This is a genomic window from Mesorhizobium sp. P2_A8 (genome assembly GCF_056404935.1).
Genome location: NZ_JBFUDB010000009.1, coordinates 286637 through 312966, shown reverse-complemented (window position 1 = coordinate 312966; position 26330 = coordinate 286637). Strand labels below are relative to the sequence as shown.

The window sequence follows — 26330 nt, the reverse complement described above, 5'->3', positions numbered from 1 at the left end:
ATGATGGGCGTCGTCTGGTCGCTTCTCGGCATCCTGTCCGGCGCCTTCATTGCCATTCAGGCGCCGATCAATTCGCAGCTGGCGCGCGGCCTGGGTCTCCCGGTCGCGGCGGCTGCGTTTTCGTTCCTATCGGGCGCCGTCGTGCTCGGCATCATCTCCGTCACGGTGGGGAATCTGCAAGGCATCACCCTCGACTGGAAGGCGCCGGCGCCTTGGCTGTTCGTCGCCGGTGGCATGCTCGGCGGCTTCTATGTCACGCTGTCGACAATCCTCACGCCGCGCATCGGCGCCGCTGCCTTGATGGCATTTCTTGTGGCTGGGCAGCTGCTGGCCGGCATGCTCATCGATCGCGTCGGCTTCCTCGGCGTCGCGGTCCGTGAAATTTCGCTCGGCCGTGTCGCCGGCGCGGTGCTGCTGCTGGCCGGAGCGCTGCTCGTCCGGCTCTACTGATGCGCGTCGATCTTTTTGACTTCGACCTGCCGGATGAGCGGATCGCGCTTCGCCCGGCAGAGCCGCGCGACAGCGCCAAGATGCTGGTGGTCAAGCCCGGCGAAGGGCTCGACGATCGGACGGTTGGCGACCTGCCGTCCCTGCTGAGGGCTGGCGACGTGCTGGTGTTCAACGACACCAAGGTCATTCCGGCGCAGCTCAAAGGCATCAGGCGGCGCGGCGAGGCACAGGCTCAGGTCGAAGCCACGCTGCATATGCGCATGGCGCCGGACCGCTGGCTGGCCTTCATGCGGCCGGGCAAGCGCATTGCCGCCGGCGACCGCATCCATTTCGGCCATGACGGCAATTCCTGTTTCCTCGGCCAGCTTGACGCCACCGTGATCGAGAAGGGCGACGGCGGCGAGGCGCTGCTCGGCTTCGACCTGTCGGGACCCTTTCTGGACGAGGCGCTGCATGCGGTCGGCCACATTCCGCTGCCGCCCTATATCGCCTCGAAGCGCGATGACGACGAACGCGACCGGGCCGACTACCAGACCATCTATGCGAGAGAGGAGGGCGCCGTTGCAGCACCCACGGCAGGTCTGCATTTCACGCCGGAGCTTTTTGCGGCACTCGACGCCAAGGGTGTCGAGCGCCGCTTCGTCACCCTGCATGTCGGCGCCGGCACGTTCCTGCCGGTGAAGGCAGACGACACCGCAGACCACAAGATGCATGCCGAGACCGGTTCGGTCAGCGAGGAAACCGCCGACGCGCTCAATGCCGCGAGGGCGAGAGGCGGGCGCATCGTCGCCGTCGGCACGACATCACTGCGCCTGCTGGAGAGTGCCGCGCTGGCAGATGGCACGCTCGCCGCGTGGTCCGGCCCGACCGACATCTTCATCACGCCCGGCTACCGCTTTCGCACCGCCGACATGCTGATGACCAATTTCCACCTGCCCCGCTCGACCCTGTTCATGCTGGTTTCGGCCTTCAGTGGCCTCGACACGATGCGTGCGGCCTATGCGCATGCCATCGAGAACCATTACAGGTTCTACTCCTATGGAGACGCAAGTCTGCTTTATCGAGCGGAGATGAGCGATGGACGATGATCTGCAAGCCTTTGATCGCGAAAGCCTGATCGCGGAAGTGAAAAAATTGCGAGCCGGCATTCGCCAGCATCGCGACGCCACCGGCCATGACCTCTGCTGGCATCATCCGGACCTGTGGGACTTGTTGCCGGAAAAGGCCGAGCCATCGATCGCCGTGCCGCCCTGGCCCAGATTCATGCGCGGCTGCATCCAATACCGCCAGTCGCTCGACAAACAGGCACCTGGCGCCCTGGTTCACGACAAGGAATTCAATGGCTAAGCCGTTCAGCTTCAAGGTCCTGGCGACGGACGGCAAGGCGCGGCGCGGCGTGATCGACATGCCGCGTGGCGAAATTCGCACGCCGGCCTTCATGCCGGTCGGCACCGGTGGCACGGTCAAGGCCATGTATATGGACCAGGTGCGCGGCGTTGGCGCCGACATCATCCTTGGCAACACCTATCATCTGATGCTTCGGCCCGGCGCCGAGCGCGTCGCGCGGCTCGGCGGGCTGCACGAATTCGCCCGCTGGCCGCATCCGATCCTGACCGACAGCGGTGGTTTTCAGGTGATGTCGCTGTCGAAACTGAGAAAGTTGACCGAAAAGGGCGTCACCTTCCGCTCGCATATCGATGGCGCAGCCTACGAGATGTCGCCGGAACGCTCGATCGAGATCCAGGGGTTGCTGGATTCCGATATCCAGATGCAGCTCGACGAGTGCACGGCGCTGCCGGCCGAGATGAAGGAGATCGAGCGCGCCATGGAGCTGTCGCTGCGGTGGGCCGAGCGCTGCAAGACGGCGTTTGGCGACCAGCCGGGCAAGGCGATGTTCGGCATCGTGCAAGGCGGCGACAATGCAGAGCTCAGGGTGCGTTCGGCGCAGGCGCTGAGCGCGATGGAACTGAGGGGCTATGCGGTTGGCGGCCTGGCCGTCGGCGAACCGCAGGCGGTGATGCTCGAGATGCTCGACATCACCTGTCCGGAACTGCCGGCGGACAAGCCGCGCTATCTCATGGGCGTCGGCACGCCGGACGACATCCTGAAATCGGTGGCGCGCGGCATCGACATGTTCGACTGTGTGATGCCGACGCGGGCCGGCCGGCACGGCCTTGCCTATACCAGGCGTGGCAAGGTCAATTTGCGAAACGCCCGCCATGCCGACGATCCGCGCCCGCTTGATGAGGAAAGCGATTGCCCGGCGGCACGGGACTATTCACGCGCCTATCTGCACCATCTTGTGCGCTCGCAAGAGGCGCTCGGCGCCATGCTCCTGACCTGGAACAATCTTTCCTACTATCAAAAGCTGATGCAGGACATCCGCGCTGCGATCGAGGCCAAGGCCTTCGAGGCACGCGCGGCCGAGATCACTGAAGGCTGGGCAAGGGGCGATATCCCCGTCGTGTGACGTTCAAGTGCTGAGCGAATTCGAGGCGCGCAGGCTGCAGCCGGTGATCTGGAAGGTGCCATCGGGCTGTTGCTGCAACGTGTAGACCGCCTCGTAGTCCTTGCCGTCGGGGCCGACGATCAGCACCTGCTGGACGATCGAGGTCGGGCTTGTCTCCTCGACCTTGCCGAAGGAGTAGGTCTGCGGCTTGCGCACCGGCGGATAGCCGTTGGTCACCATGTTCATGAAGGTGTCGACGGTCGGGAAGATCTGCTTCACGTTGGGTGCTGCGAAGCTGTAGGCGGTGGCGCCGTCATCGGCGATGAAGGCTTTCAACTGGCCGTCGATGGCGGCTTGCGCCGCCTTGACCTCGGCATCGCCGGCAAACGCCGAAGTGGCCAGGATGAGCGGAACGAACGCGAATGCGAAAAACATGCGGCGCATGGCCTGTCTCCGTTGTCCCTCGAAGGCTGCCTCTCCAAAGAATACGTTCCAGAGGCATCCTAACATACGCTTGGCGGCGCTTCACGGTTTCAGCGATGGCGAATATTCGTCTCACCTCAATGGATTCCGAGCATCGCGCAGCATGGCGGTGGCGGAGCCGCGGCAAGCCGTAGCCCAGGACCGTGCCGGCTTAGCATTCATTCCAACGCTTGAAAGCCCGCCTCCAGTCTGCCAGAAGGGCCGCTTGGACTTGGACGTTTAGCGGGACGAAGCCATGAAGGCGTTTTTCGTGCAAATCAAATGCGAGCTCGGCAAATCCTACGAGGTTGCCAGCGCGCTTGCCGATGCCGAGATCGCCTCGGAGATCTACTCCACCGCCGGCAATTACGATCTGCTCGCCAAATTCTACGTCGACGACGAGGAAGATGTCGGTCATTTCGTCAACGAAAAGGTGCAGATTCTTCCCGGCATCAAGGACACCTTCACCGTCGTCACGTTCCGCGCCTTCTAAAGCCCGTTCCATCCCGACAGAATCGGGATGGGGCTCTATCTCTTTGTTTGAGCATGATCTCTGGACAAGCGGTTTCCGTTTGTCCGACAAATCCGGACCCACTTTTCGGGATCATGCTCCAGCCGCCGGACGCACCTGCCCGGGCACAAGGCAATGCCTGACCAAGGTCATATTCCTGCTGCCTCAATTTTGGGCAGCCGCAACATACTGATCGTCCATATCCCTCAAATCACCGATTGCGCTTGATTTTCTCCGGCGACGCCAGTGAAATGGCGCCACAGGGGAGTATGCGATTGGCAGCGTTCGATGAAATGCTTCCGGAAGTCTCCGGATTGAGAAGACCGTATTCGGCTTATGATCGCTGGCTGAAGGAGCAGGATCCGGCCAGGCTTACCGAGAAGATGCAGGACGCCGAACGCGTCTTCCGCAAGACCGGCATCACCTTCGCCGTCTATGGTGAGCAAGAAGCCTCCGAACGGCTGATCCCGTTCGACATCGTTCCCCGCATCATCTCGGGCAATGAATGGCGGCGCCTGACGCAAGGCATCGAGCAGCGCGTGCAGGCGCTGAATGCCTTCCTCGACGATATCTACCATCGCCAGGAGATTCTGCGGGCAGGGCGCGTTCCCAGGGAATTGATCGCCAAGAACGAGGCGTTTCTGCCGGAAATGATCGGGGTCAGGCCGCCGGCCGGCGTCTACACCCACATCATTGGCGTCGACATCGTCCGCATCAGCGAGGACGAATTCTACGTGCTGGAGGACAATGCGCGCACGCCTTCCGGTGTCTCCTACATGCTGGAGAACCGCGAGACGATGATGCAGCTGTTCCCCGAGCTGTTCCAGAAGATCAAGGTGCGGCCGGTGGAGAACTATCCGCAGCTTCTGCGGCAGTCGCTGGCGGCGGTGCGGCCGCAAAGCACCAAGGGCACGCCGACCATTGCCGTGCTTACGCCCGGCAGTTTCAACTCCGCCTATTTCGAACACGCCTTCCTTGCCGACCAGATGGGCGTGCAACTGGTCGAGGGCCAGGATCTGCGCGTTGTCGACGGCCATGTCGCGATGCGCACGACGGAAGGCTACAAGCAGATCGATGTGCTTTACCGCCGCGTCGATGATTCTTTCCTCGACCCACTGACCTTCCGGCCGGATTCGGCGCTGGGCATACCCGGGATCATGGATGTCTACCGCGCCGGCAACATCACCATCGCCAATGCGCCGGGCACCGGCATCGCCGACGACAAGGCGATCTATTCCTACATGCCCGAGATCGTCGAATTCTACACCGGCCGCAAGGCGATCCTCGGCAACATCCCGACCTGGCGCTGCTCGGAGCCGGACAGCCTGAAATACGTGCTCGAGCATATCGACGAGCTGGTGATCAAGGAGGTCCACGGTTCCGGCGGCTACGGCATGCTGGTCGGGCCGGCCGCGACCAAGAAGGAATGCGAGGATTTTTCCAAGAAACTTGCGGCAAAACCGTCGAACTACATCGCCCAGCCGACGCTGGCGCTGTCGACTTGCCCGATCCTGACCGACAAGGGCCTGGCGCCGCGCCACGTCGATCTGCGGCCCTATGTGCTGGTTTCCGACCGCATCCAGATCGTGCCCGGCGGGCTGACGCGCGTCGCGCTCAAGGAGGGTTCGCTGGTCGTCAATTCCTCGCAGGGCGGCGGCACCAAGGATACGTGGGTGCTGGATGATTGATTTTCACTTGAAGGGTTTTGGATGCTTTTAGGCCGCACCGCCAACGGGCTTTACTGGATGAACCGCTACATCGAGCGGGCTGAAAACATGGCGCGCCTTGTTGATGCCGGCCTGCGCATGGCGCTGACCCGCACCCAGAGCGCCTCGGAGGAATGGAATTCGGTGCTGCTCAGCGCTGGCTCGGACGTCGCCTTCACGCAGAAATACCAGGACTATACCGCAGCCAATGTCGCCGACTTCCTGTTGCGCGACACGTCGAACCCGTCGAGCACGATGGCGGCGATCGAGACGGCCCGCAACAATGCCCGCATGGTGCGCACCGCGCTGACGCGTGAGACCTGGGAAAGCATCAACGAAGCCTGGATGTCGTTGAAGCGGATGCTGGCAAGGCCAATCGACGAACGCGACCTGCCGAGCGTGCTCGATGCGATCAAGCGCGAGACGGCGCTGATCCGCGGCTCGTTCTACGGCACCATGCTGCGCAACGAGATCTTCGACTTCTCTCAACTCGGCACCTATGTCGAGCGCGCCGACAACACGGCGCGCATTCTCGACGTGAAATACTACGTGCTGTTGCCGTCGATCTCCTGGGTAGGCTCGACGCTCGACAATTATCAGTGGGAATCGATCCTGCGCTCGGTGTCGGCGCACCGCTCCTATCGCTGGGTTTACGAGGCCGACTACAAGCCGACCAACATTGCCGACTATCTGATCCTCAATGTCCGCATGCCGCGTTCGCTGACCTTCTGCTATCGCTTCCTGGCCGAACATCTGAAATTCCTCGGCGACGACTACGGCGAACGCCATGCATGCCATGCGACCGCCGACAAGACGCAAGCCATGCTGCGAGCCGGGTCGATCAAGGACATATTCGACGCCGGCTTGCATGAATTCCTGGCCAATTTCATTCGTGAGAACACCAGACTAGGCGACGAGATCGCACAAGATTACCGGTTCAATTGAGCATGGCCCCGAAAAATGGGAGCCGGTTTTCGGACGAGATCATGCTCACAAGCGGAAAAAAAGCATGCGGCTGAAGATCACTCACCGGACGGAATACCGCTACGATGCGCCGGTGCAGTACCTGCTGCAGCGGTTGCGGCTGCTTCCGGTCAGCGGATCGACGCAGACCGTTCTGTCCTGGGCGCTGGCCATCGAAGGCGCGCGCGAAGAGGTTCGCTTTGTCGACCATTTCGGCAACGACACACGGCTGCTGAGCGTCGAGGGCGAGCGCGACTTCATCACGGTGGAAGCGGCCGGCGAAGTGGTGACGCGCGACACCGCAGGCGTCTCCGGACCACACCAGGGCTTTACACCGCTGTGGCTGTACAGCCATGAAACGCCGTTGACGGCGATCGGCGATGGTATTCGCGAACTCGCCGCGTCGGTCGGCAAGGGCACGGACATCGAGCGGCTGCATCGGTTGATGGCGATGATCGGCGAACGCGTCACTTATACGCCCGGCACCACCAATGCGGCGACGCCGGCAGAGGAAGCGTTGGCGCTCAAGACCGGTGTCTGCCAGGACCACACCCATATCTTTGCCGCCGCCGCGCGCGCCATGGGGTTTCCGGCCCGCTATGTCAGCGGCTACCTGATGCTGGATTCGACCATCGAGCAGGCGGCAAGCCATGCCTGGGCCGAAGCGCATGTTACGGGTCTCGGCTGGGTTGCTTTCGATGCCGCTAACGGCATTTCGCCCGATGAGCGCTATGTAAAGGTGGCCACTGGCCGCGACTACCGGGACGCGACACCGGTGTCGGGAATTCGGCTGGGACAGGCGGAAGAACAGCTTGCGGTCACCGTCACGGTGGAGCAGTAATCCCCCGAGATTGCCGCCGGAGCAATTGCAGGAAAAGTGTGAAGCGGTTTCCCGGGAAAAGCGCGTAGCGCTTTCCCCAGGGAATTGCGTCAAAACAAGGAGATGGAGCGGTTCGGCGTTTCCGTGAAACGATGAATCGCTCTAGAAGAGATTCCATGACTTATTGCGTCGGCCTGAAGATCGATCGCGGGCTCGTGTTCATGTCGGACACGCGCACCAATGCCGGCATGGATTCGATTTCCACCTTCCGCAAGATGCATGTCTGGGAGCAGCCGGGCGAGCGCGTCATCGTTCTGATGTCGGCCGGTAACCTGGCGACGACGCAGGCTGTGGTCAGCCTGCTTGATGAACGCACCAAGGCAATTGCCGATCGTCACGCCACGCTTTTGGAAACGCCGTCGATGTATCAGACCGTGCGGCTCGTCGGCGATACGGTCAAGGAGGTCATCGCCAGTTCGTCGCCCGCGGGCGAGAAGGCTGACTCCTACTTCAATGCCTCGTTCATCCTCGGCGGCCAGATCAAGGGCAGCGAGCCGCGCCTGTTCATGATCTATCCCGAAGGCAATTTCATCGAATCGACTGACGACACGCCGTTCTTCCAGATCGGCGAGACCAAATATGGCAAGCCGATCATCATCCGCGCCTACGAAAAGACGATGAGCCTCGCCGAGACGGTGAAGCTGCTCCTGGTGTCGTTCGATTCGACACTGAAGTCGAACCTGTCGGTCGGCTTGCCGCTCGACCTGCTCTTCCTGGAGAAGGATGCTTTTAAGATCGGGCTGAAGAAACGGATCGGCCAGGACGACCAGTACTACCGCACGATCTCGGATGGCTGGTCGAGTGCGCTGAAGACAGCGTTTGCCAGCCTGCCCGATTTCCCGGGGTAGGGCGTGCGGCATTCGCCGGCACTTGCATATAATTCACATGTTAAATAAAATCGAGCCTTGAAGAGCCGGCCGTGACGGGCTGCGGCGAGAAATCCTGTCGGGAGGACGCGATGGACAACGATGATTTCCGGCAATGGTCGCGGCGCGCCGCCGACTGGGGCGCCGATTACCGCAGCACGCTGCGAGACCGCCCGGTGCGGCCGCTGGTCGAGCCGGGCGACATCCTCAGGAGCATAGAAGCTTCGCCGCCCGAAGACGCCGAACCGATGGACAGGATTTTCGCCGATTTCGAAGAGAAGATTCTGCCGGGCATGACGCATTGGCAGCATCCGCGCTTCTTCGCCTATTTCCCGGCCAATGCGGCGCCAGTATCGGTGGTGGCGGAATATCTGGTCTCGGCGATGGCCGCGCAGTGCATGCTTTGGCAGACATCGCCGGCGGCGACGGAGCTCGAAACGCGCACGGTCGACTGGATGCGCCAGGCGCTCGGCCTGCCGGAAGGTTTCTCGGGCGTTATCCAGGATTCGGCCTCGTCGGCGACGCTGGCTGCAGTGCTGACCATGCGCGAGCGGGCGCTCGACTGGCAAGGCAACAAAAAGGGAATGGCAGGACAGGCGCGGTTGCGCATCTATTCCTCCGACCAGGTGCACACCTCGATCGACCGGGCGATCTGGGTCTCGGGCATCGGCGAGGACAATCTTGTGCGCATTCCGGTCGACGGTCGCTTTCGCGCCATGGACACGGCAGCGCTCGAGGCGGCAATCGTTGCTGACCGGGAAGCCGGCATGCTGCCGGCCGGCATCATCGCTTGCGTCGGCGGCACCAGCACGGGTGGCACCGACGACATCGCCGCGGTTGCCGAAGTGGCGCGGCGGCATGGCCTCTATCTTCACGTCGACGCGGCCTGGGCCGGATCGGCGATGATTTGCCCCGAATATCGCCATTTCTGGGCGGGTGTCGAAGCAGCCGATTCTGTCGTCTTCAACCCGCACAAATGGCTAGGTGCGCAGTTCGATTGCTCGATCCAGTTCCTGCGTGATCCCGAAAGCCATGTGCGGACGCTGGCCATCAAGCCGGATTATCTGAAAACTCACGGCCATGACGGCATCATCAACTATTCCGAATGGTCGGTGCCGCTCGGCAGGCGCTTCCGCGCGTTGAAATTGTGGTTCCTGCTGCGCGCCCATGGGCTGGAAAGCCTGCGCAGGATGATCCGCAACCATGTCGCCTGGAGCGTAGGCCTTGCCGCGCGGCTGGCAAAGGAGCCGGACTTCGAGATCGTCAGCGAACCGATGCTATCGCTGTTTTCCTTCCGGCACAGGGCCGCAACCGGCGCCGATGCGGACGAGCACAATCTGCGGCTGGTCAATGCGATCAACGACGACGGCCGCATTTACCTGACGCAGACGAGAGTCGATGGGCGGGTGGCAATCCGCTTCCAGGTCGGACAGTTCGAGGCGACAGCCGGCGATGTCGATGTTGCCTTCTCCGTCATCACCCACATTGCGCGCGGCCTGGCCTGATCGGGCCAAACTGGAGTGCGCTGGCATTTTCCTTTGCAATCATGTGGGTTTCATTAGCCGGCTTATGCCTTTTCATTGGTTTCGTTTTCGACTATAGACAAGAAAAACGAATACGGGAGGTTGCCAATGTATCTGTCGCCCCGCCATGCCGAAATCATCCAGATGGCCAAGGATCATGGTCGCGTGCTGGTCGACGATCTGGCCACCCACTTCAATGTGACGCCGCAGACCATACGCAAGGATCTCAACGACCTGTGCGATCAGCGGTTGCTTTCGCGCGTTCATGGCGGTGCATTGTTCCCGTCCGGCATCGAGAACATGGAGTATGAGGCCAGGCGCAAGATCGCCGCCGACGAGAAGGAGGCGATCGGCCAGGCGGCAGCCAGGCTGATCCCCGACAATGCCTCGCTGTTCATCAACATCGGCACCACGACGGAGGCGGTCAGCAAGGCATTGCTCGATCACAACGGGCTTATGGTCATCACCAATAACATCAATGTTGCCAATAGGATGCGCATATATCCGTCGATCGAGGTGGTGATCGCAGGTGGGGTTGTGCGCGGCTCCGATGGCGGCGTGGTCGGTGAAGCGGCGGTCGATTTCATCCGGCAGTTCAAAGTCGACTATGCCGTGATCGGCGCCTCGGCCATCGACCATGACGGCGCCTTGCTCGACTTCGATTTCCGTGAGGTCAAGGTGGCGCAGGCGATTATCGCCAATGCAAGGCATGTCATCCTGGTTTCCGATCAGACCAAATTCGAGCGAACGGCGCCGGTGCGCATCGGCCACCTGTCGCAGGTCAACACCTTCATCACCGACCGCTGCGATATCCCGTCGGTGCGCAAGATCTGCCAGGAAGCCGAGGTTCAGCTGATTGAGACATCGCTCGGCTGAGAGCGTTTCACGGCCTTCTCACGGGCTTGTGATATTTCGTTTGACATTCGTTATCATTTCGAAATAATTCCGACACGGTTTCGTAAAATGCCAAAAATGGTGCAATGCGAAATCGTTGGAGGAATTTGTGGACGCATCTCCGATCCGTGACATTTTCGTCATAGGTGGCGGCATCAATGGGTGCGGCATTGCCCGCGATGCTGTCGGGCGTGGCTTTTCCGTCTTTCTCGCCGAGATGAACGATCTCGCCAGCGGGACCTCCTCAGGGTCGACCAAATTGATCCATGGCGGTCTGCGCTATCTCGAATTCTACGAATTCCGCCTGGTGCGCGAGGCGCTGATGGAGCGCGAGGTTCTGTGGAAGAACGCGCCGCATATCATCTGGCCGATGCGCTTCGTGTTGCCCTATGCCAAGGGTCTGCGCCCGGCCTGGCTGATCAGGCTAGGCCTTTTTCTCTACGACCACATTGGCGGGCGCAAATTGCTGCCGGCGACCAGGACGCTGGACATGGCTAACGATCCGGCCGGCAAGCCCTTAAAGCCGCTGTTCAAAAAGGCCTTCGAATATTCGGATGGCTGGGTCAACGATGCGCGGCTGGTGGCGCTGAATGCGCGTGATGCTGCCGATCGCGGCGCAACCGTCCGCACCCGCACGAAAGTGGTCGGCGCGCGCCGCGAAAACGGGTTGTGGACGATCAAGATCGAGAACCTGCAAACCGGCGAGACCGAAGAGATCAAAGCAAAGCTGCTGGTCAACGCAGCTGGACCGTGGGTCGATCACGTGCTTTCCGGCGTCGTCGGACTCAACGACGTGCACAATGTCCGCCTCGTGCAGGGCAGCCACATCGTCATTTCCAAGAAGTTCGACGATCCTCGCGCCTATTTCTTCCAGAACAAGGATGGCCGCATCATCTTCGCCATTCCCTACGAGGAAGAGTTCACGCTCATCGGCACCACCGACCGGGATTATCCCGGCGACCCGCATGACGTGAAAATCAGCGACACCGAGATCGATTACCTTTGTGCTGCGGCAAGCGAATATTTCGCGCAGCCGGTCAAGCGCTCGGACATTGTCTGGACCTATTCGGCCGTCCGTCCGCTCTATGACGACGGCGCCTCCAAAGCGCAGGAAGCGACGCGCGACTATGTGATCAAGGCCGATGGTGGCGAGGGTGCCGCGCCGATCGTCAATGCTTTTGGCGGCAAGATAACCACCTATCGCCGGCTGTCGGAATCGATGCTGGAAAAGATCGAGGGCTTTCTCGGCAAGCGCGGCAAGCCGTGGACGGCAAGCGCCCCGCTGCCGGGCGGAGATTTCCCGGCCACCGGTTTCGATGCGCAAGTGGCGAAGCTGAAGTCAGCCTACCAGTTCCTCGACGCACGCCTGGCCCGCAGGCTGACCCGGCTATACGGGACGCGTGCACAGGTTCTGCTGGGCCTGGCCAAATCGAATGCCGATCTCGGCCGCAATTTTGGTGCCGATCTCTACGAGGCCGAGATACGCTACCTCGTTGAAAACGAATGGGCCGTCACCGCCGAGGATGTGCTATGGCGCAGGACCAAGCGCGGCCTGCATCTTGGCCGCGAGCAAGTGGCATCGCTCGATGAATTCATGCGCGGCATAAGCCGGCGACATGTCGCGGCTGCCGAATGAAGAGGTTTGAGCTGATGCGGAAGGCCTGGGAGGAGGCGTCATGCTGGAACTGAGAAACGTCACCAAGTCGGTCGGTGCGGCGGAGCATATCCGCGACGTGTCGCTGACGCTTCAGCACGGCTCGCTCAACGTCCTGCTCGGGCCCACACTCTCCGGCAAGACCAGCCTGATGCGGCTGATGGCCGGCCTCGATGTACCGACCTCCGGCTCGGTCTGGTTCGACGGCCAGAATGTCACCGGCGTGCCGGTGCAGAAGCGCAAGATCGCCATGGTCTACCAGCAGTTCATCAACTATCCGGCGATGACCGTCTATGAGAACATTGCCTCGCCGCTGCGGGTGGCCGGCACCGATCAAGCCAAGATCGACAAGGAAGTGCGCAATGCCGCGGCCCTACTCAAGCTGACGCCCTATCTCGACCGTACGCCGCTCAGCCTGTCGGGCGGGCAGCAGCAGCGCACGGCACTGGCACGCGCCATCGTCAAGAATGCCAGCCTCGTGCTGCTCGACGAGCCACTCGCCAATCTCGACTACAAATTGCGCGAGGAATTGCGCGCCGAGCTGCCGAAGATCTTCGCCGCCGCCGGCACCATCTTCGTCTATGCCACGACCGAGCCGCACGAAGCGCTACTGCTCGGCGGCAATACGGCGACACTTTCTGAAGGACGCATCACGCAGTTCGGACCGACCATCGACGTGTTCCGCAAACCGGCCGATCTGGTGACGGCGAGGACCTTCGCCGATCCGCCGCTGAACACCATCGTGCTCGCCAAGAAGGGCGCGGATTTCCTGCTCGACGGCGGCGTGAAACTACCGGTGCCGGCCGAGCTCTCAGGCATTGCCGATGCGAACTACACAATCGGCTTCCAGCCGCATCATTTGTCGCTCGAGCGGCCCAATGCCTTGGCCGTGCCGGTGCGGGCGAAGGTCACGATTACCGAAATCACCGGATCGGAGAGCTTCATTCATCTCGACTTCGCCGACGTGCGCTGGGTCATGCTGACCCACGGCATCCGCCATTTCGAGCCCGACGAGGTGGTCGAGGTGTTCATCGATCCGCGCCACATCATGGTTTTCGACGAGCACGGCCGCGCCGTCGGCGCGCCGAAGCTGGCGGCATAGGAGAGCGATATGGCGCGTATCGACGTCAATCATGTCAGGCATTCCTATCTGCCGAACCCGCGGAAGGATGCCGATTTCGCGCTGCGCGAAGTGCATCATACGTTCGAAGACGGCGGCGCCTATGCGCTGCTCGGACCTTCCGGTTGCGGCAAGACCACGCTGCTCAACATCATTTCGGGCCTGCTTCATCCCTCGCATGGACAGTTGCTGTTCAATGGCAGGGACGTGACCAATCTGTCGACGCAGGAGCGCAACATCGCGCAGGTGTTCCAGTTCCCGGTCATCTACGACACCATGACCGTCTACGACAATCTGGCCTTCCCGCTGCGCAACCGCGGCGTGCCGGAAGCCGATGTCGACCGCAAGGTGCGCGAGACGCTGGAAATGATCGACCTGGCGTCCTGGGCAAAGAAGAAGGCGAGGGGGCTGACGGCCGACCAGAAGCAGAAGATTTCGCTCGGACGCGGTCTGGTGCGCTCCGACGTCAACGCCATCCTGTTCGACGAGCCGCTGACCGTCATCGACCCACACATGAAGTGGGTGCTGCGCTCGCAGCTGAAGCAGCTGCACCGCCGCTTCGGCTACACCATGGTCTATGTCACCCACGACCAGACCGAGGCGCTGACCTTCGCCGACCAGGTTGTGGTGATGTATGATGGCGGCATCGTGCAGATCGGTACGCCGGCGGAACTGTTCGAGCGGCCGCGCCACACTTTTGTCGGCTATTTCATCGGCTCGCCCGGCATGAACGTCATGCCGGTGGCAATCGACGGCACGATGGCGACGCTCGGGTCGCAGCGGATCGAACTGCCGGGCGCGCCGAAGGCCGGCAGTGGCGCCATCGAGCTTGGCATCCGTCCCGAATATGTGCGGCTCGGCCGCGACGGCATGGCCGTTTCGATCAGCAAGATCGAGGATGTCGGCCGTCACAAGGTGGTGCGCGCCAAGCTGGAAGGCCGCGACATCGCGGCTGTCATCGGCGAGGACGAGACCGTGCCCGCCGAACCTAAGGTGCGGTTTGATCCGGCCGGCATCAACATCTATGCCGATTCCTGGCGCGTCGAGATGGGGGCATAGATGGAAAAGACCTGGAACAACAAGGCCTGGTTCCTGGTGCTGCCAGTTCTGGTGCTGGTAGCGTTCTCGGCCGTCATTCCGCTGATGACGGTCGTCAACTATTCGGTGCAGGACACGTTCGGCAACAATGTCTTCTTCTGGGCCGGCACCGAGTGGTTCGAGGAACTGCTGTCCTCAAGCCGCTTCTGGGAGGCGATGGTCCGCAACCTGATCTTCTCCTTCATCATTCTCGCCATCGAGGTGCCACTCGGCATCTTCATCGCACTCAACATGCCGAAGAAGGGCTGGGGCGTGCCGGTCTGCCTGGTGCTGATGTCGCTGCCGCTGCTGATCCCGTGGAACGTCGTCGGCACCATCTGGCAGGTCTTCGGCCGCAACGACATCGGCCTGCTCGGCTACTACGTCAACGCGCTCGGCATCGACTACAACTACGTCCAGGATTCCTACGATGCCTGGGTCACTATCATCATCATGGATGTCTGGCACTGGACCAGCCTCGTCGTGCTGCTGTGCTACGCCGGCCTGGTTTCCATCCCCGACGCCTTCTACCAGGCGGCCAAGATCGATGGCGCCTCGCGCTGGGCGGTGTTCCGCTACATCCAGCTGCCGAAGATGCAGCGCGTGCTTTTGATCGCCGTGCTGCTGCGCTTCATGGACAGTTTCATGATCTACACCGAGCCCTTCGTCGTCACCGGCGGCGGTCCCGGCAATTCGACGACGTTCCTGTCGATCGATCTCGTCAAGACGGCGCTCGGCCAGTTCGACCTCGGCCCGGCCGCGGCGATGTCCCTGGTCTACTTCCTCATCATCCTGTTGTTGTCGTGGGTGTTCTACACCGTGATGACCAATTACGACGCGGAGCGCTGAGATGAGCGGCGCCAACGAAAGAGCGAACAGAGTGAGCGAGACGACAGCTTCGGGGGAATTGGCCAGCACGCTGTCGCAGGATGAGGTCGCCCGGCTGATGCGGCGTCGCGGCGAGGAATCGCGCTGGTGGTGGATCGTGCCGACGATCTACATCATCGTTCTCCTGCTGCCGATCTACTGGCTCATCAACATGAGCTTCAAGACCAATGCCGAGATCGTCTCGTCGCTGACGCTCTATCCGCACGCGCCGACGATCGCCAATTACGTCACCATCTTCACCGATGCATCCTGGTATTCGGGCTACATCAACTCGATCACCTATGTGGTGATGAACATGGTGATTTCGGTGGCCGCGGCGCTGCCGGCGGCCTACGCCTTCTCGCGCTATCGCTTCCTCGGCGACAAGCATTTGTTCTTCTGGCTTTTGACCAACCGCATGGCGCCGCCGGCGGTGTTCGCACTGCCGTTCTTCCAGCTCTATTCGGCCTTCGGCCTGATCGACACCCATATCGCGGTCGCGCTGGCGCACTGCCTGTTCAACGTGCCGCTGGCGGTGTGGATCCTCGAAGGCTTCATGTCGGGCGTGCCGAAGGAAATCGACGAGACCGCCTATATCGACGGCTATTCGTTCCCGCGTTTCTTCGTCAAGATCTTCATGCCGCTCATCGCCAGCGGCATCGGTGTCGCCTGCTTCTTCTGCTTCATGTTCTCATGGGTCGAACTGCTGATCGCCCGCACGCTGACTACGACCGACGCCAAGCCGATCGCCGCCACCATGACCCGCACGGTTTCCGCCGCCGGCATGGATTGGGGCCTGCTCGCCGCAGCCGGCGTGCTGACGCTGATCCCCGGCGCACTCGTCATCTGGTTCGTCCGCAACTATATCGCCAAGGGCTTCGCCCTGGGGAGGGTATAACAATGAACTTCGACCTCTCCTGGATGGCGTGGACGTGGCCGACGGCGGCCTTCTTCGCAACCATTCTGCTGCTGCTGTGCGGCATGGCGGCATGGGAATACGCCTCGCCGGGCGGCAATCCGCGCGTGGGCATCCTGCGCTTCGAGACGACGCGCGGCGACCGTCTTTTCCTGTCGCTGCTTGGCAGCGCCTTTATCCATCTCGCTTGGCTGGGTCTTGTCGGATCCAACCTGTGGTGGGCTCTCGCTCTCTCCGTGGTCTACGCCGTCGGCGTGTTCCGCTACGTATAGAGGGGGAAACTGTTGGAGCGGCAGCGTGCCGGCCGCCGCTCCAGATCGCACTTGAAACCTGAAACAGTGGAGGAAACTAATGCGACGGCAATTTTTAACATCAACGACTGCCCTTGTCCTATTGCTCGGCGTGGGCAATGCCTATGCCGGGATGGACGAAGCAAAAGCCTTTCTGGACAAGGAGATAGGCCCGCTTTCGACGCTTTCGCGCGCCGACCAGGAAGCCGAAATGCAGTGGTTTATCGACGCAGCCAAGCCGTTTGCCGGCATGGACATCAAGGTCGTCTCGGAAACCATCGCCACGCACCAGTATGAATCGCAGGTGCTGGCGCCGGCCTTTACCGCTATCACCGGCATCAAGGTCACGCACGACGTCATCCAGGAAGGCGACGTCGTCGAGAAGATCCAGACCCAGATGCAGACCGGCCAGAACCTCTATGACGGCTGGGTCAACGATTCCGATCTGATCGGCACCCACTGGCGCTACCAGCAGGTGCGCAACCTGACCGACTGGATGGCGGGCGACGGCAAGGATGTCACCAACCCGAACCTCGACCTGAAGGACTTCATCGGCACGTCGTTCACGACGGCACCCGACAAGAAGCTCTATCAGCTTCCCGACCAGCAGTTCGCCAACCTCTACTGGTTCCGTTACGACTGGTTCAACGACGAGAAGAACAAGGCTGACTTCAAGGCCAAGTACGGCTACGAGCTCGGCGTTCCGGTCAACTGGTCGGCCTATGAGGACATCGCCGAATTCTTTACCGGCCGCGAGATCGACGGCAAGAAGGTCTATGGCCACATGGACTACGGCAAGAAGGACCCGTCGCTCGGCTGGCGGTTCACCGACGCCTGGCTGTCGATGGCCGGCAACGGCGACAAGGGCATTCCGAACGGTCTGCCGGTCGACGAATGGGGCATCAAGGTCGACGAGAATTCGCGGCCCGTCGGCTCCTGCACGGCACGCGGCGGCGACACCAATGGCCCGGCTGCCGTCTACTCGATCCAGAAATATCTCGACTGGCTGAAAGCCTATGCACCGGCGGAAGCCCAGGGCATGACTTTCTCTGAGTCCGGACCGGTTCCGGCGCAGGGCGCCGTTGCCCAGCAGATCTTCTGGTACACCGCCTTCACTGCCTCGATGGTCGACGCAGGCGCCAAGGCAGTGTTGAACGACGACGGCACGCCGAAATGGCGCATGGCGCCGTCGCCGCATGGCGTCTACTGGAAGGACGGCATGAAGCTCGGCTATCAGGACGTCGGTTCCTGGACGCTGATGAAGTCGACGCCGACCGACCGCGCCAAGGCCGCCTGGCTCTACGCGCAGTTCGTGACCTCGAAGACCGTGGATGTGAAGAAGAGCCATGTCGGCCTGACCTTCATCCGCGAGAGCACGATCCACGACAAGAGCTTTACCGAGCGGGCGCCGAAACTCGGCGGCTTGATCGAGTTCTATCGTTCTCCGGCTCGCGTCCAGTGGTCGCCGACCGGCACCAACGTGCCTGACTATCCGAAGCTGGCACAGCTCTGGTGGCAGGCGATCGGCGATGCGTCGTCGGGTGCCAAGACCGCGCAGGAAGCGATGGACTCGCTCTGCGGCGAGCAGGAAAAGGTCATGACCCGCATCGAGAAGTCGGGCGTCCAGGGCGATATCGGCCCGAAGATGGCCGAAGAGCATGACCTCGCCTACTGGAACGCCGACGCGGTCAAGAAGGGCAATCTCGCGCCTCAGCTCAAGATCGAGAACGAGAAAGAAAAGCCGATCACCATCAACTACGACGAACTGGTGAAGAGCTGGCAGAAATAAGACTGTCCTATGCGGGCGTTCGCGCCCGTGTGAAAATTGGGGAGGCGGCATGTTGCCGTCTCCCCTGTTTGTATCAAGGCGGAGGACTTCTGGATGAGCGGTTTTGTGCTGGCAATCGACCAAGGTACGACATCGACCCGGGCGATCTTGTTCGACGGCCAGATGAAGGTCGTGGGCAGCGGGCAGAAGGAATTCACCCAGCATTACCCGGCCTCCGGCTGGGTTGAGCACGATCCGGAGGAAATCTGGGCGAGCGTCGTGACTACGGTGAAGGCTGCGCTGAAGAAAGCCGGCCGCGCCGCTTCGGATGTCGCTGCCATCGGCATCACCAATCAGCGCGAAACCGTCGTCATCTGGGATAGAGCGACCGGCAAGCCGATCCATAATGCCATCGTCTGGCAGGACCGGCGCACCGCGCCGCTCTGCCAAAAATTGAAGAAGCAGGGGCTGGAGAAGAAATTCACCAAAAAGACCGGCCTGCTGCTCGACCCCTATTTCTCAGGCACCAAGATCGCATGGACGCTCGACAAGGTGAAAGGAGCGAGGCGGCGCGCCGAGAAGGGCGAATTGCTGGCCGGCACCATCGACAGCTTCCTGATCTGGCGCCTGACCGGCGGCAAGGTTCATGCCACGGACGCCACCAACGCCTCGCGCACGCTGGTCTACAACATCGCAGAGAATGCCTGGGACAACGAGTTGTTGTCGATACTCGACATCCCGGCAAAAATGCTTCCCGAGGTAAAAGACTGTGCCGATGACTATGGAATCACGGAGAAAAATCTCTTCGGCGCCGAGATAAGAATCCTCGGCGTTGCCGGCGACCAGCATGCCGCGACCATTGGCCAAGCTTGCTTCGAGCCGGGCATGATGAAGTCGACCTACGGCACCGGTTGTTTTGCGCTGCTCAACACGGGCAGCGACCTGGTGCGCTCGAAGAACCGGCTGCTGACCACCATAGCCTATCGGCTGAATGGCAAGACAACCTATGCGCTGGAAGGCTCGATCTTCATCGCCGGGGCTGCGGTGCAATGGCTGCGCGATGGCATCAAGGTGATCGGCAAGGCCGAGCAGAGCGGCAGATTGGCGGCCGAGGCTGATCCAACGCAGAATGTCTATCTGGTGCCGGCCTTCGTCGGGCTCGGCGCACCGCATTGGGATGCCGAGGCACGCGGCGCCATTTTCGGGCTGACGCGCAATTCCGGTCCTGCGGAATTTGCACGTGCCGCGCTGGAATCCGTCGCCTACCAGACGCGCGACCTGCTCGATGCCATGCGCAAGGACTGGAAGGGTGCTTCGGCCAAGACCGTGCTTCGGGTCGATGGCGGCATGGTGGCGTCGGATTGGACTATGCAGCGCCTGGCCGACATCCTCGATGCGCCGGTCGACCGTCCGACCATTCTGGAGACGACGGCGCTCGGCGCCGCATGGCTGGCCGGCTCGAAGGCAGGCGTCTGGCCGGATGCCAAGAAGTTTGCCAGAAGCTGGGCGCTCGAACGGCGCTTCCAACCGGACATGGAGAGCTCCATGCGCTCCGCCAAACTGGCAGGCTGGCGCGATGCTGTGCGCAGGACCCTGAGTGTGCAATAAGCAGCCACATCAGATAGGGCGAGGGGAATGAAGCCGGACTGGTATCCTGCTTGGCGCGACGAAGCTCTCCAGCAGCTGAATGCCAAGAATGACCGCTTGCAGAAAGAATTCCGCCTCGGCAGCTGGTCACGCTATGACTATGACATGACGACCGGAAAACTCCTGTTCTCCAAGGATGGGGCGATCAAGGTGATCGCAGAGATCCAGATTGCCGGCTCCACGAGCGCCAGGGCAGACAACTGGCTCTGGGCCTGGGCAAATTCAAATTTACCCGACGAACTCCTCAGCGATTCAAAGCTGGCTCGATCCTTCGGCGAGAAGAACAGCATTGACGAGCTGGCTCAGGCTTACGTGACGGATACCAACGATGATCTGGAAGCGCTCGGTTGGGAATTGACCGGTGCAACGGTTCGAATTTGCGATTCCCTTGGAGCGTACCGATCACCTCGTGGTGAAGGCGGTGCGCTTTATCTCATCGTCAAGAACGTCAGCTGGGCAGGCTGAAGCCGAGAAAGGCCTGCGCCACTTCCGGCACAGGCCTTCTCAAATCCGTCAGCTACTTGCACTCATCCGCGGATCAATAGGGGGAACGGCATTCCCGACGCGGGCCGTAATTCGGTTGGAACGTGTTGTCCGAGGAGCGGTAGCTGCGATAGTGGTCGTAGCACCACTGCACATGCGAGTTGCCTTCGTAGACACGATTGTTCTCGCTGTTGATGATGGCGCCGGTGATCAGGGCGCCCGTCGCGAAGGCCGCCAGCGGGAACCAGTTGTCGCCATGGCGACGATAGCCGCGATGGTACTCACGATAGCCACGATGACCATTCCAGTAGGCGCCGCCGTCATTGTTTCGGGCAAAGTTACGACGGACGCCGAAGTTGCGGTTGCCATGGCGGTTATGGCGCCATTGGAAATTCCGATCACCGTTGCGGGCTTCAACGTTCAGGATATTGGATGAGGCCTCCGGTGCCTGCGGCACGAACATCTGCGCCGCATTGGCCGGCATGGCAGCCGCGGCGAACGAAACTGATAGAGCGGCCGCCAGCGTACCCGATACGAACTTGTTCATTGTCTTCTCCTTCGAAAGGGTGATTGACGTCCCTTGTGGTTGGAGAACGGGCGAGCCGGGCGATTGTTCCGGGCAAAAATATCAAGTTGCTGATTTGTAATATTTCTTTGGCCTGGCAATGGCACCAGGGATCGTTGGTTTGGCGGCTCTGGACGGACCTCGATGTCCTGGTCGACCTGCCAGGCAGGCGACATGGCGTTGTCGGGACAAGCTTGGCTTGCCGATGCTCTTTTTCCGGTTGACCGGTCGAGGCACTCTCCCTATGTTCCGCGCAATTTCGAGGGCCGCCTTTCGCGCCCGCGGGAGCGCGTAGCTCAGCCGGTAGAGCAACTGACTTTTAATCAGTAGGTCTCGGGTTCGAACCCCGACGCGCTCACCAAATAAGAAAAATCAACATACTAAACAGAAAAACCTACGTGGTGCTTTGGCGCTGGGAGCTTCCGGGTTCATAGGGTTCAAACACAAGCTCGCCACCCGTGAGGCGAAGGGCTAAGTTTCCGACGTTGGGAGATTCAGGCTTTTCTCTCGTCCATCACGTGGCAGGCAGCCGCGTCGGCGAGGATGTTCTCATTCGTTGAAAACTCAAGAGTTCGATAATATCAGCCTACCGCTCGGGTGTGTGTGTTGGCGCCGGATCGAGCAGTGTAGTCTCATCAGTCTGTTGGGTCGGATTAGCTGCCGGCAGCTCACCGTCTGGTGTTAGCTTGTCGACTGCTTCGGGCAAATCTTTCGTGATCCTGGCAATCAACTCATCGCGCGACAGACCGGTCTGCATCGAAAGAGACGTGAGGGTGTCCTCGTCTATTGCCGCCTCCACTTCTTTCGGTTCAATCGGCTCGTTGGCTCCGGTACCCACCCACGAATCTACCTTCGATCCCACTCCTGCATTCCTGAATCGGTCGAGGATGTCCCCAAGCGCCGTCCCAGATACACCCTTGGACAGCTGATCCATGAGCCCGCCTTGCGGGTTGTTCGGATCGCGATTTCCCGCGCCGCGGATCAAGTCGCCCATCTTGTCGCGATTTTGGTAGGCCAGAATGCCGAGCATTGCGACAGCAAGTTTTCCCAGATTTGCCATTGGTTTCCTCCCTTGGGTCACAGAGAGAAGGTCCCGTGCTCGCAAAGGTTCCGCCCCGTTCGATTCCGGTAGACTTAATGCGCCCGCGCTAGCCCGTCTCGTCCCGAAATCCTGCAGCGAGGCATGCCGCAAGCCCGCTTCGCCCCGTAGGTGCTTCACACGGGCCGATCAGCCCCGGCTTCACCCATTGCGTTGCCGGTCGCTTCGTTCCCTTCGGCGCCGTGCCTGCGTGGTCCTGGACGCGCTTCCAGAGCCTCGCGCAATTCCCGGTTCAAGGTGATGAAGGACGAGCCGACACAGCGTCCAGCACCTCGCTCTGCCATAAGCGCAAAGGCTGGCTTGCCTCCTCCCGCTCGACGCCGAGCAAATCGAACTCGCCGATCGCATAGCTGCAGAATAGCGAAGTCGGAGGGGCCGGCTGCGTTCAGCATCATGATTTCGCCGTCGATGATTGCGCGCTCTCGACGCTTAGCTCACCAGCTGCCTTGGCCAGGTCAAACGTCCAGTCGAGCCCGCGCCGGGTGAAAATGCGTGTCCCTTCCTTGTCGATGATAATCTGCGAGCGAACTTGACCTCGTGAGTCCAGTAGTCACCCTCGCGAGGCTTCTCCACCAAGGTCGGCATCAACGGCTCGAACATCAAACGCATGCACTCACCCACGCCCGGCGATTCAATTAGCATGCGCTGAAATAGTTCCGGAAATACAAAAACCCGCTGCCAATCCCCACAAAAGGAGCGGCAACGGGCTGAGTGCTTTGGAGGGCAATTGAGCCCGCCCTAATATTAGATCGGGAAGGCTCGCTTGTCGTTAGGCGATTGCCTGTCGTCGACGGCTGGGGATTACCTGTGGAAAACTCCTACACCAGCCTGCGTGCTGCTGGACGCTTCGTGCTGGTGCCAGGCGATAGCAAGGCTGACGCTATCAAGATTAAGTTTTCGCCGTTCACGAGGCTGTCGATACTCCTTCCGTTCAAGGAAGCGTATACAAAGGAAAGGCAGCCTCGGCCGGGAAGCATGAAATCATGGGGTTCGACAATTATGCACGGCACATCCTTCAGCACCTTGCCGCAGTCACGCGTTGCGTCCAGTTCCGCGCCTTCAATATCCATCTTAAGCATCAGCAATCTCGTCCTGGGCAATTTGGCAAGAAGGCTTTGTAGGGTGACCGACGGAACACCTCGCCCGTCAGATACGGCCCGTGCCCACGAAGGTCGCTCGCTGTTGACAAGTGCAACCTCTCCTTCGTGGCTCCAGAGCGCGCCGTAGACAGGCATGATCTGCTCCAGACCGGCGCAGTTCGATATCAACACTTCATAAGCTTGGCGGTCCGGTTCAATAGCCATCACTATGGCATCAGGATACTGGTCTCTAAGGAAAATCGACGAGTAGCCAACATTCGCGCCCGCATCCACGACAACGGGTATGAAGCCCCTTTGCCTCCATGCTGTCGCGAGCCGGTTAAGCGCGCTTTGGCCTGCTTTTCCGATTTCATATTCGCAATGCCCAAAAACCTGGGAGATGACAAACAAGTCACTGTCGGTAGGCCTGATCAGCAATTCATGATTGCCACAGCGAACTCTCATCGCCGATCCGATTCCCAATGCGCGGCGAAGCAGTACCGAAACCGATTTCTTCCAGCCGATGGCGCGCACGAGGCCATCGATATGATAGAGCTTCGAGTAGTAGCTCAATTCCCAAACCTCGACGCAGCAACGCCCGGTAGCGGCTATTTATGCGTTATTGCTAATATAATTGAAACACATCCAAATGGACGAAGCGGTCGCCGTCGGCCGCAATTCAATTAGCATGAGCTGAAATAGTTGCCGGAACTTTTTCCTTGAGCCGCTGTTCGGTGATTATGACCAAGCTATCAGATCTCGGGCCGCCCAAGATCGGCAGGCCACATGACGGCGAGCCCGCGCATGAACGTGACAATTTCATAGTTTGCTCGGTCTGCGGCCAGTTAATGGACATGCGAGATTTTCGGCAGGTCGCATATCATGCAGATCTGACGCACAAGCCGCTTGAGATGGACGCGTGAAGTAGCGAACGGTTGGGGTCACAAAGCCGGGCCGTTGCGCCATTGGTTAGCGAGGACTAATATGCTGACTTGTTCGCGGTCGAGAGGGCCGCCTGCATGTCGGATCGAACCTCTTTAGCGCCTACTACAATCGTGCCCGACGCGATGCCGATCCCCCTTTGCCTTGGCATTGCCCCTGACGGGCTCTGGGTAGAAACGTTCCAAACCGATCAGGATGTCCGCCAGTATTGGCGAGGCTATGCCCTTGCGGGCGCGGTCTGCGCCGTTTTGCTGATCATCGAGCTTCTGGCAATTCACCTACTGCTTTGAGCTAGCAGCGCCACGCGAACTGGGAGCGACGATGCCCGAGCGGAGACTGAAATGGCAAAGGACCATTTCAGATTGAACATGTTCGTCAACCGATGGGAGGACTTCGATGATTAAAGATACTTACTCGCGTGGTTTGATCCTTGGCCTGGCTGCCCTCGTGGTCACCTCGTCATTTGCGCAGGCAGCAGGCGACATCACCGCTGGCCGGAAAGTCATGGTGCAATGCCAAGCGTGCCACGGCAAGGATGGCCTCAGCAGACAGTCTTACACGCCCAATATCGCCGGGCAGAAGTACGAATATCTCCTCCACGCGCTGATGGCTTACAAGGCCGGAGAGCGCAAGAGTAAAATGATGTCGACGGTCACCAAGAACCTGAGCCAGGAAGACATCGCCAATGCTGCGGCTTACTATGCCGCGATCAAGATCATCGTCGAAGTTCCGAAGGAGTAGGCGCTGCTGCGCAGACAGGCATCTAAAACGGCCAGGCCAGCGCCAGCACGACGCCAGCGGACAGGGTGAGGGCGAGCCAGGCGGCGATCATTCCAACTTCGACAGCAGCAGCAGAACTTCGCCTACGGCCTCGCCATTCGGTGATGGCTTCAGGGTGTTTAGCTGATAGCCGCAATGGCGACAGTGGTGCAGGCGCTGACCAGCATCGCGGCTTAAATTGAGTAGATCGTGGTCCGAACCCATCGGGCTCACCATTGTTTCAGGGTCCATTCAACTCCGTGGCTGCAATCCTACAGTCGCCGACCGGTATTGGCGTCGAATAGATGAGCGCAGGCGCGGTCGATCTCGATGCGCACCTGCTCGCCCTGCTTCAGCACGAGCCGCTCGCGGAAAAGGCAGGAGATCTCTTCGCCACCGCAATCCACCTTGGCAAAGATTTCCGACCCCGTCGCTTCCAGAAGCGTGATCTTGCCTGGGATGCCCTGGGCCGTCGCACGGATATGTTCCGGGCGGATGCCGTAGACCAAGTCGCCCCCTGAAGCGTGCGCCGGGTGGATGCCTTCCGGCAGAGGCAGCGTCAGTCCGCTGGTACTGCGGAACACGCCTTCCTCGATACGGCCGGCAATGAAGTTCATGGCGGGCGAGCCGATGAAGCCGGCAACGAAGAGATTGGCCGGGTGGTCGTAAAGGTCGAGCGGCGCGCCGATCTGCTCGACAAGACCGTCGTGCAGCACGACGATCTTGTCGGCCATGGTCATGGCCTCGATCTGGTCATGCGTGACATAGATGGTTGTGGTGCCCAGCCGCTGGTGCAGCGCCTTGATCTCCCCGCGCATCTGGACGCGCAATTTGGCGTCCAGATTGGACAGCGGTTCATCGAACAGAAAAACCTGCGGGTCGCGCACGATCGCACGGCCCATGGCGACGCGCTGGCGCTGGCCGCCGGAAAGCTGGCGCGGGTAGCGGTCAAGCAGCTTGTCCAGGCCGAGAATGCCGGCGGCCCTGCCGACGCGGCTGGCGGTGTCGGCTGGATCGGCTTTCTTGATCTTCAGGGCAAAGCCCATGTTGTCGGCCACCGTCATATGCGGATAGAGCGCGTAGTTCTGGAACACCATGGCGATGTTCCGGTCCCGTGCCCGCAGATTGTTGACGATGCGGTCGCCAATGGCGATTTTGCCGCCCGAGATCGTTTCAAGTCCGGCGATCATGCGCAGCAGTGTCGACTTACCGCAGCCCGACGGGCCGACCAGGATGACGAACTCGCCATCGGCGATATCGACGCTGACGTCGTGAATGATCTTGGCGGCTCCGAAGGCCTTCTGCACGTTGTTGATTGTGACCGATGCCATTGGGTTTCCTCGTAAAAAGTGTGATGTCG

General features: G+C 60.7%; 27 protein-coding genes and 1 tRNA gene. 22 read left to right on the top strand and 6 right to left on the bottom strand.

Annotated elements, in window-relative coordinates; all coding sequences use genetic code 11:
* From AC1D10_RS26680 to tgt, 4 genes are read left to right on the top strand one after another with little or no spacing between them, the layout of a single operon-like run.
* Positions 1-450, top strand: coding sequence for a DMT family transporter (locus AC1D10_RS26680; protein WP_477277185.1), 450 nt, complete (start codon positions 1-3; stop codon positions 448-450).
* On the top strand, positions 450-1538 hold the full coding sequence (queA, locus tag AC1D10_RS26675; RefSeq protein WP_477277183.1) for a tRNA preQ1(34) S-adenosylmethionine ribosyltransferase-isomerase QueA: 1089 nt from the start codon (positions 450-452) through the stop codon (positions 1536-1538). Before AC1D10_RS26680 ends, queA begins: the two co-directional genes overlap by 1 nt.
* On the top strand, positions 1528-1797 hold the full coding sequence (locus AC1D10_RS26670; protein WP_477277181.1) for a hypothetical protein: 270 nt from the start codon (positions 1528-1530) through the stop codon (positions 1795-1797). The genes queA and AC1D10_RS26670 overlap by 11 nt, the downstream gene beginning before the upstream one ends.
* Positions 1790-2920 (top strand): tRNA guanosine(34) transglycosylase Tgt, encoded by a 1131-nt coding sequence (gene tgt, locus AC1D10_RS26665; protein WP_477277179.1) that lies wholly within the window; start codon positions 1790-1792, stop codon positions 2918-2920. Before AC1D10_RS26670 ends, tgt begins: the two co-directional genes overlap by 8 nt.
* Before the next feature lie 3 nt (positions 2921-2923).
* Here tgt and AC1D10_RS26660 read toward each other — a convergent pair whose 3' ends face one another.
* The gene (locus tag AC1D10_RS26660) at positions 2924-3343 is read right to left on the bottom strand and encodes a DUF4864 domain-containing protein (protein WP_477277177.1); all 420 of its coding nucleotides are present in this window, start codon (positions 3341-3343) and stop codon (positions 2924-2926) included.
* 274 nt (positions 3344-3617) lie between these two features.
* Between AC1D10_RS26660 and AC1D10_RS26655 the strand changes: the two genes are divergently transcribed.
* From AC1D10_RS26655 to AC1D10_RS26580, 16 genes are all read left to right on the top strand, one after another.
* Positions 3618-3854, top strand: a complete 237-nt coding sequence (locus AC1D10_RS26655) for an Lrp/AsnC family transcriptional regulator (protein WP_010909609.1) — start codon at positions 3618-3620, stop codon at positions 3852-3854.
* A 293-nt stretch (positions 3855-4147) separates the two neighbouring features.
* A complete protein-coding gene (locus tag AC1D10_RS26650) occupies positions 4148-5560 on the top strand; it encodes a circularly permuted type 2 ATP-grasp protein (RefSeq protein WP_167392123.1) in 1413 nt (470 codons plus the stop codon).
* A gap of 21 nt (positions 5561-5581) precedes the next feature.
* Positions 5582-6523 carry an alpha-E domain-containing protein gene (locus AC1D10_RS26645; protein ID WP_379104255.1) on the top strand — a complete coding sequence of 314 codons (942 nt, stop codon included), beginning with the start codon at positions 5582-5584 and terminating at the stop codon, positions 6521-6523.
* Between the two features lie 64 nt (positions 6524-6587).
* A complete protein-coding gene (locus AC1D10_RS26640; RefSeq protein ID WP_477277175.1) occupies positions 6588-7382 on the top strand; it encodes a transglutaminase family protein in 795 nt (264 codons plus the stop codon).
* 155 nt (positions 7383-7537) lie between these two features.
* Positions 7538-8269: a proteasome-type protease gene (locus tag AC1D10_RS26635; protein WP_477277173.1), complete on the top strand. Its 732-nt coding sequence runs from the start codon at positions 7538-7540 to the stop codon at positions 8267-8269.
* A 110-nt stretch (positions 8270-8379) separates the two neighbouring features.
* Complete coding sequence (locus tag AC1D10_RS26630) at positions 8380-9792, top strand: pyridoxal phosphate-dependent decarboxylase family protein (protein WP_477277171.1); 1413 nt, start codon at positions 8380-8382, stop codon at positions 9790-9792.
* Positions 9793-9918: 126 nt separating this feature from the next.
* Positions 9919-10686, top strand: coding sequence for a DeoR/GlpR family DNA-binding transcription regulator (locus tag AC1D10_RS26625; RefSeq protein WP_379104259.1), 768 nt, complete (start codon positions 9919-9921; stop codon positions 10684-10686).
* A gap of 127 nt (positions 10687-10813) precedes the next feature.
* Complete coding sequence (gene glpD / locus AC1D10_RS26620) at positions 10814-12340, top strand: glycerol-3-phosphate dehydrogenase (protein ID WP_477277168.1); 1527 nt, start codon at positions 10814-10816, stop codon at positions 12338-12340.
* Between the two features lie 40 nt (positions 12341-12380).
* Positions 12381-13460: an ABC transporter ATP-binding protein gene (locus AC1D10_RS26615; protein ID WP_477277166.1), complete on the top strand. Its 1080-nt coding sequence runs from the start codon at positions 12381-12383 to the stop codon at positions 13458-13460.
* A gap of 9 nt (positions 13461-13469) precedes the next feature.
* Positions 13470-14537 carry an ABC transporter ATP-binding protein gene (locus AC1D10_RS26610; protein ID WP_477277164.1) on the top strand — a complete coding sequence of 356 codons (1068 nt, stop codon included), beginning with the start codon at positions 13470-13472 and terminating at the stop codon, positions 14535-14537.
* The gene (locus AC1D10_RS26605) at positions 14538-15404 is read left to right on the top strand and encodes a carbohydrate ABC transporter permease (protein WP_477277162.1); all 867 of its coding nucleotides are present in this window, start codon (positions 14538-14540) and stop codon (positions 15402-15404) included.
* 1 nt (position 15405) lies between these two features.
* Complete coding sequence (locus tag AC1D10_RS26600) at positions 15406-16320, top strand: carbohydrate ABC transporter permease (RefSeq protein ID WP_477277160.1); 915 nt, start codon at positions 15406-15408, stop codon at positions 16318-16320.
* A gap of 2 nt (positions 16321-16322) precedes the next feature.
* Positions 16323-16610, top strand: coding sequence for a DUF2160 domain-containing protein (locus AC1D10_RS26595; protein WP_477277158.1), 288 nt, complete (start codon positions 16323-16325; stop codon positions 16608-16610).
* A gap of 79 nt (positions 16611-16689) precedes the next feature.
* Positions 16690-18417 carry an ABC transporter substrate-binding protein gene (locus AC1D10_RS26590; RefSeq protein ID WP_477277156.1) on the top strand — a complete coding sequence of 576 codons (1728 nt, stop codon included), beginning with the start codon at positions 16690-16692 and terminating at the stop codon, positions 18415-18417.
* Between the two features lie 93 nt (positions 18418-18510).
* Positions 18511-20004 (top strand): glycerol kinase GlpK, encoded by a 1494-nt coding sequence (gene glpK, locus AC1D10_RS26585; protein ID WP_477277154.1) that lies wholly within the window; start codon positions 18511-18513, stop codon positions 20002-20004.
* 27 nt (positions 20005-20031) lie between these two features.
* Entirely contained in the window at positions 20032-20508 is a 477-nt protein-coding gene (locus tag AC1D10_RS26580; protein ID WP_477277152.1) for a DUF6882 domain-containing protein, read from the top strand.
* A 73-nt stretch (positions 20509-20581) separates the two neighbouring features.
* On the opposite strand, the gene AC1D10_RS26575 is transcribed toward AC1D10_RS26580, so the two are convergent.
* A complete protein-coding gene (locus AC1D10_RS26575) occupies positions 20582-21073 on the bottom strand; it encodes a BA14K family protein (protein WP_477277150.1) in 492 nt (163 codons plus the stop codon).
* A 303-nt stretch (positions 21074-21376) separates the two neighbouring features.
* Here AC1D10_RS26575 and AC1D10_RS26570 point away from each other — a divergent pair.
* Positions 21377-21452 (top strand) — tRNA-Lys (locus AC1D10_RS26570).
* 225 nt (positions 21453-21677) lie between these two features.
* On the opposite strand, the gene AC1D10_RS26565 is transcribed toward AC1D10_RS26570, so the two are convergent.
* Both AC1D10_RS26565 and AC1D10_RS26560 read right to left on the bottom strand, forming a co-directional pair.
* Positions 21678-22151 carry a YidB family protein gene (locus tag AC1D10_RS26565; RefSeq protein WP_477277148.1) on the bottom strand — a complete coding sequence of 158 codons (474 nt, stop codon included), beginning with the start codon at positions 22149-22151 and terminating at the stop codon, positions 21678-21680.
* An 857-nt stretch (positions 22152-23008) separates the two neighbouring features.
* On the bottom strand, positions 23009-23842 hold the full coding sequence (locus AC1D10_RS26560) for an FkbM family methyltransferase (RefSeq protein ID WP_477277146.1): 834 nt from the start codon (positions 23840-23842) through the stop codon (positions 23009-23011).
* Positions 23843-24607: 765 nt separating this feature from the next.
* Here AC1D10_RS26560 and AC1D10_RS26555 point away from each other — a divergent pair.
* The gene (locus AC1D10_RS26555) at positions 24608-24952 is read left to right on the top strand and encodes a c-type cytochrome (protein WP_477277144.1); all 345 of its coding nucleotides are present in this window, start codon (positions 24608-24610) and stop codon (positions 24950-24952) included.
* A gap of 87 nt (positions 24953-25039) precedes the next feature.
* On the opposite strand, the gene AC1D10_RS26550 is transcribed toward AC1D10_RS26555, so the two are convergent.
* Together AC1D10_RS26550 and AC1D10_RS26545 are read right to left on the bottom strand one after the other, a co-directional pair.
* Positions 25040-25222: a hypothetical protein gene (locus AC1D10_RS26550; RefSeq protein WP_477277142.1), complete on the bottom strand. Its 183-nt coding sequence runs from the start codon at positions 25220-25222 to the stop codon at positions 25040-25042.
* A gap of 20 nt (positions 25223-25242) precedes the next feature.
* Entirely contained in the window at positions 25243-26301 is a 1059-nt protein-coding gene (locus AC1D10_RS26545; RefSeq protein WP_477277140.1) for an ABC transporter ATP-binding protein, read from the bottom strand.
* Positions 26302-26330 lie beyond the last annotated feature (29 nt).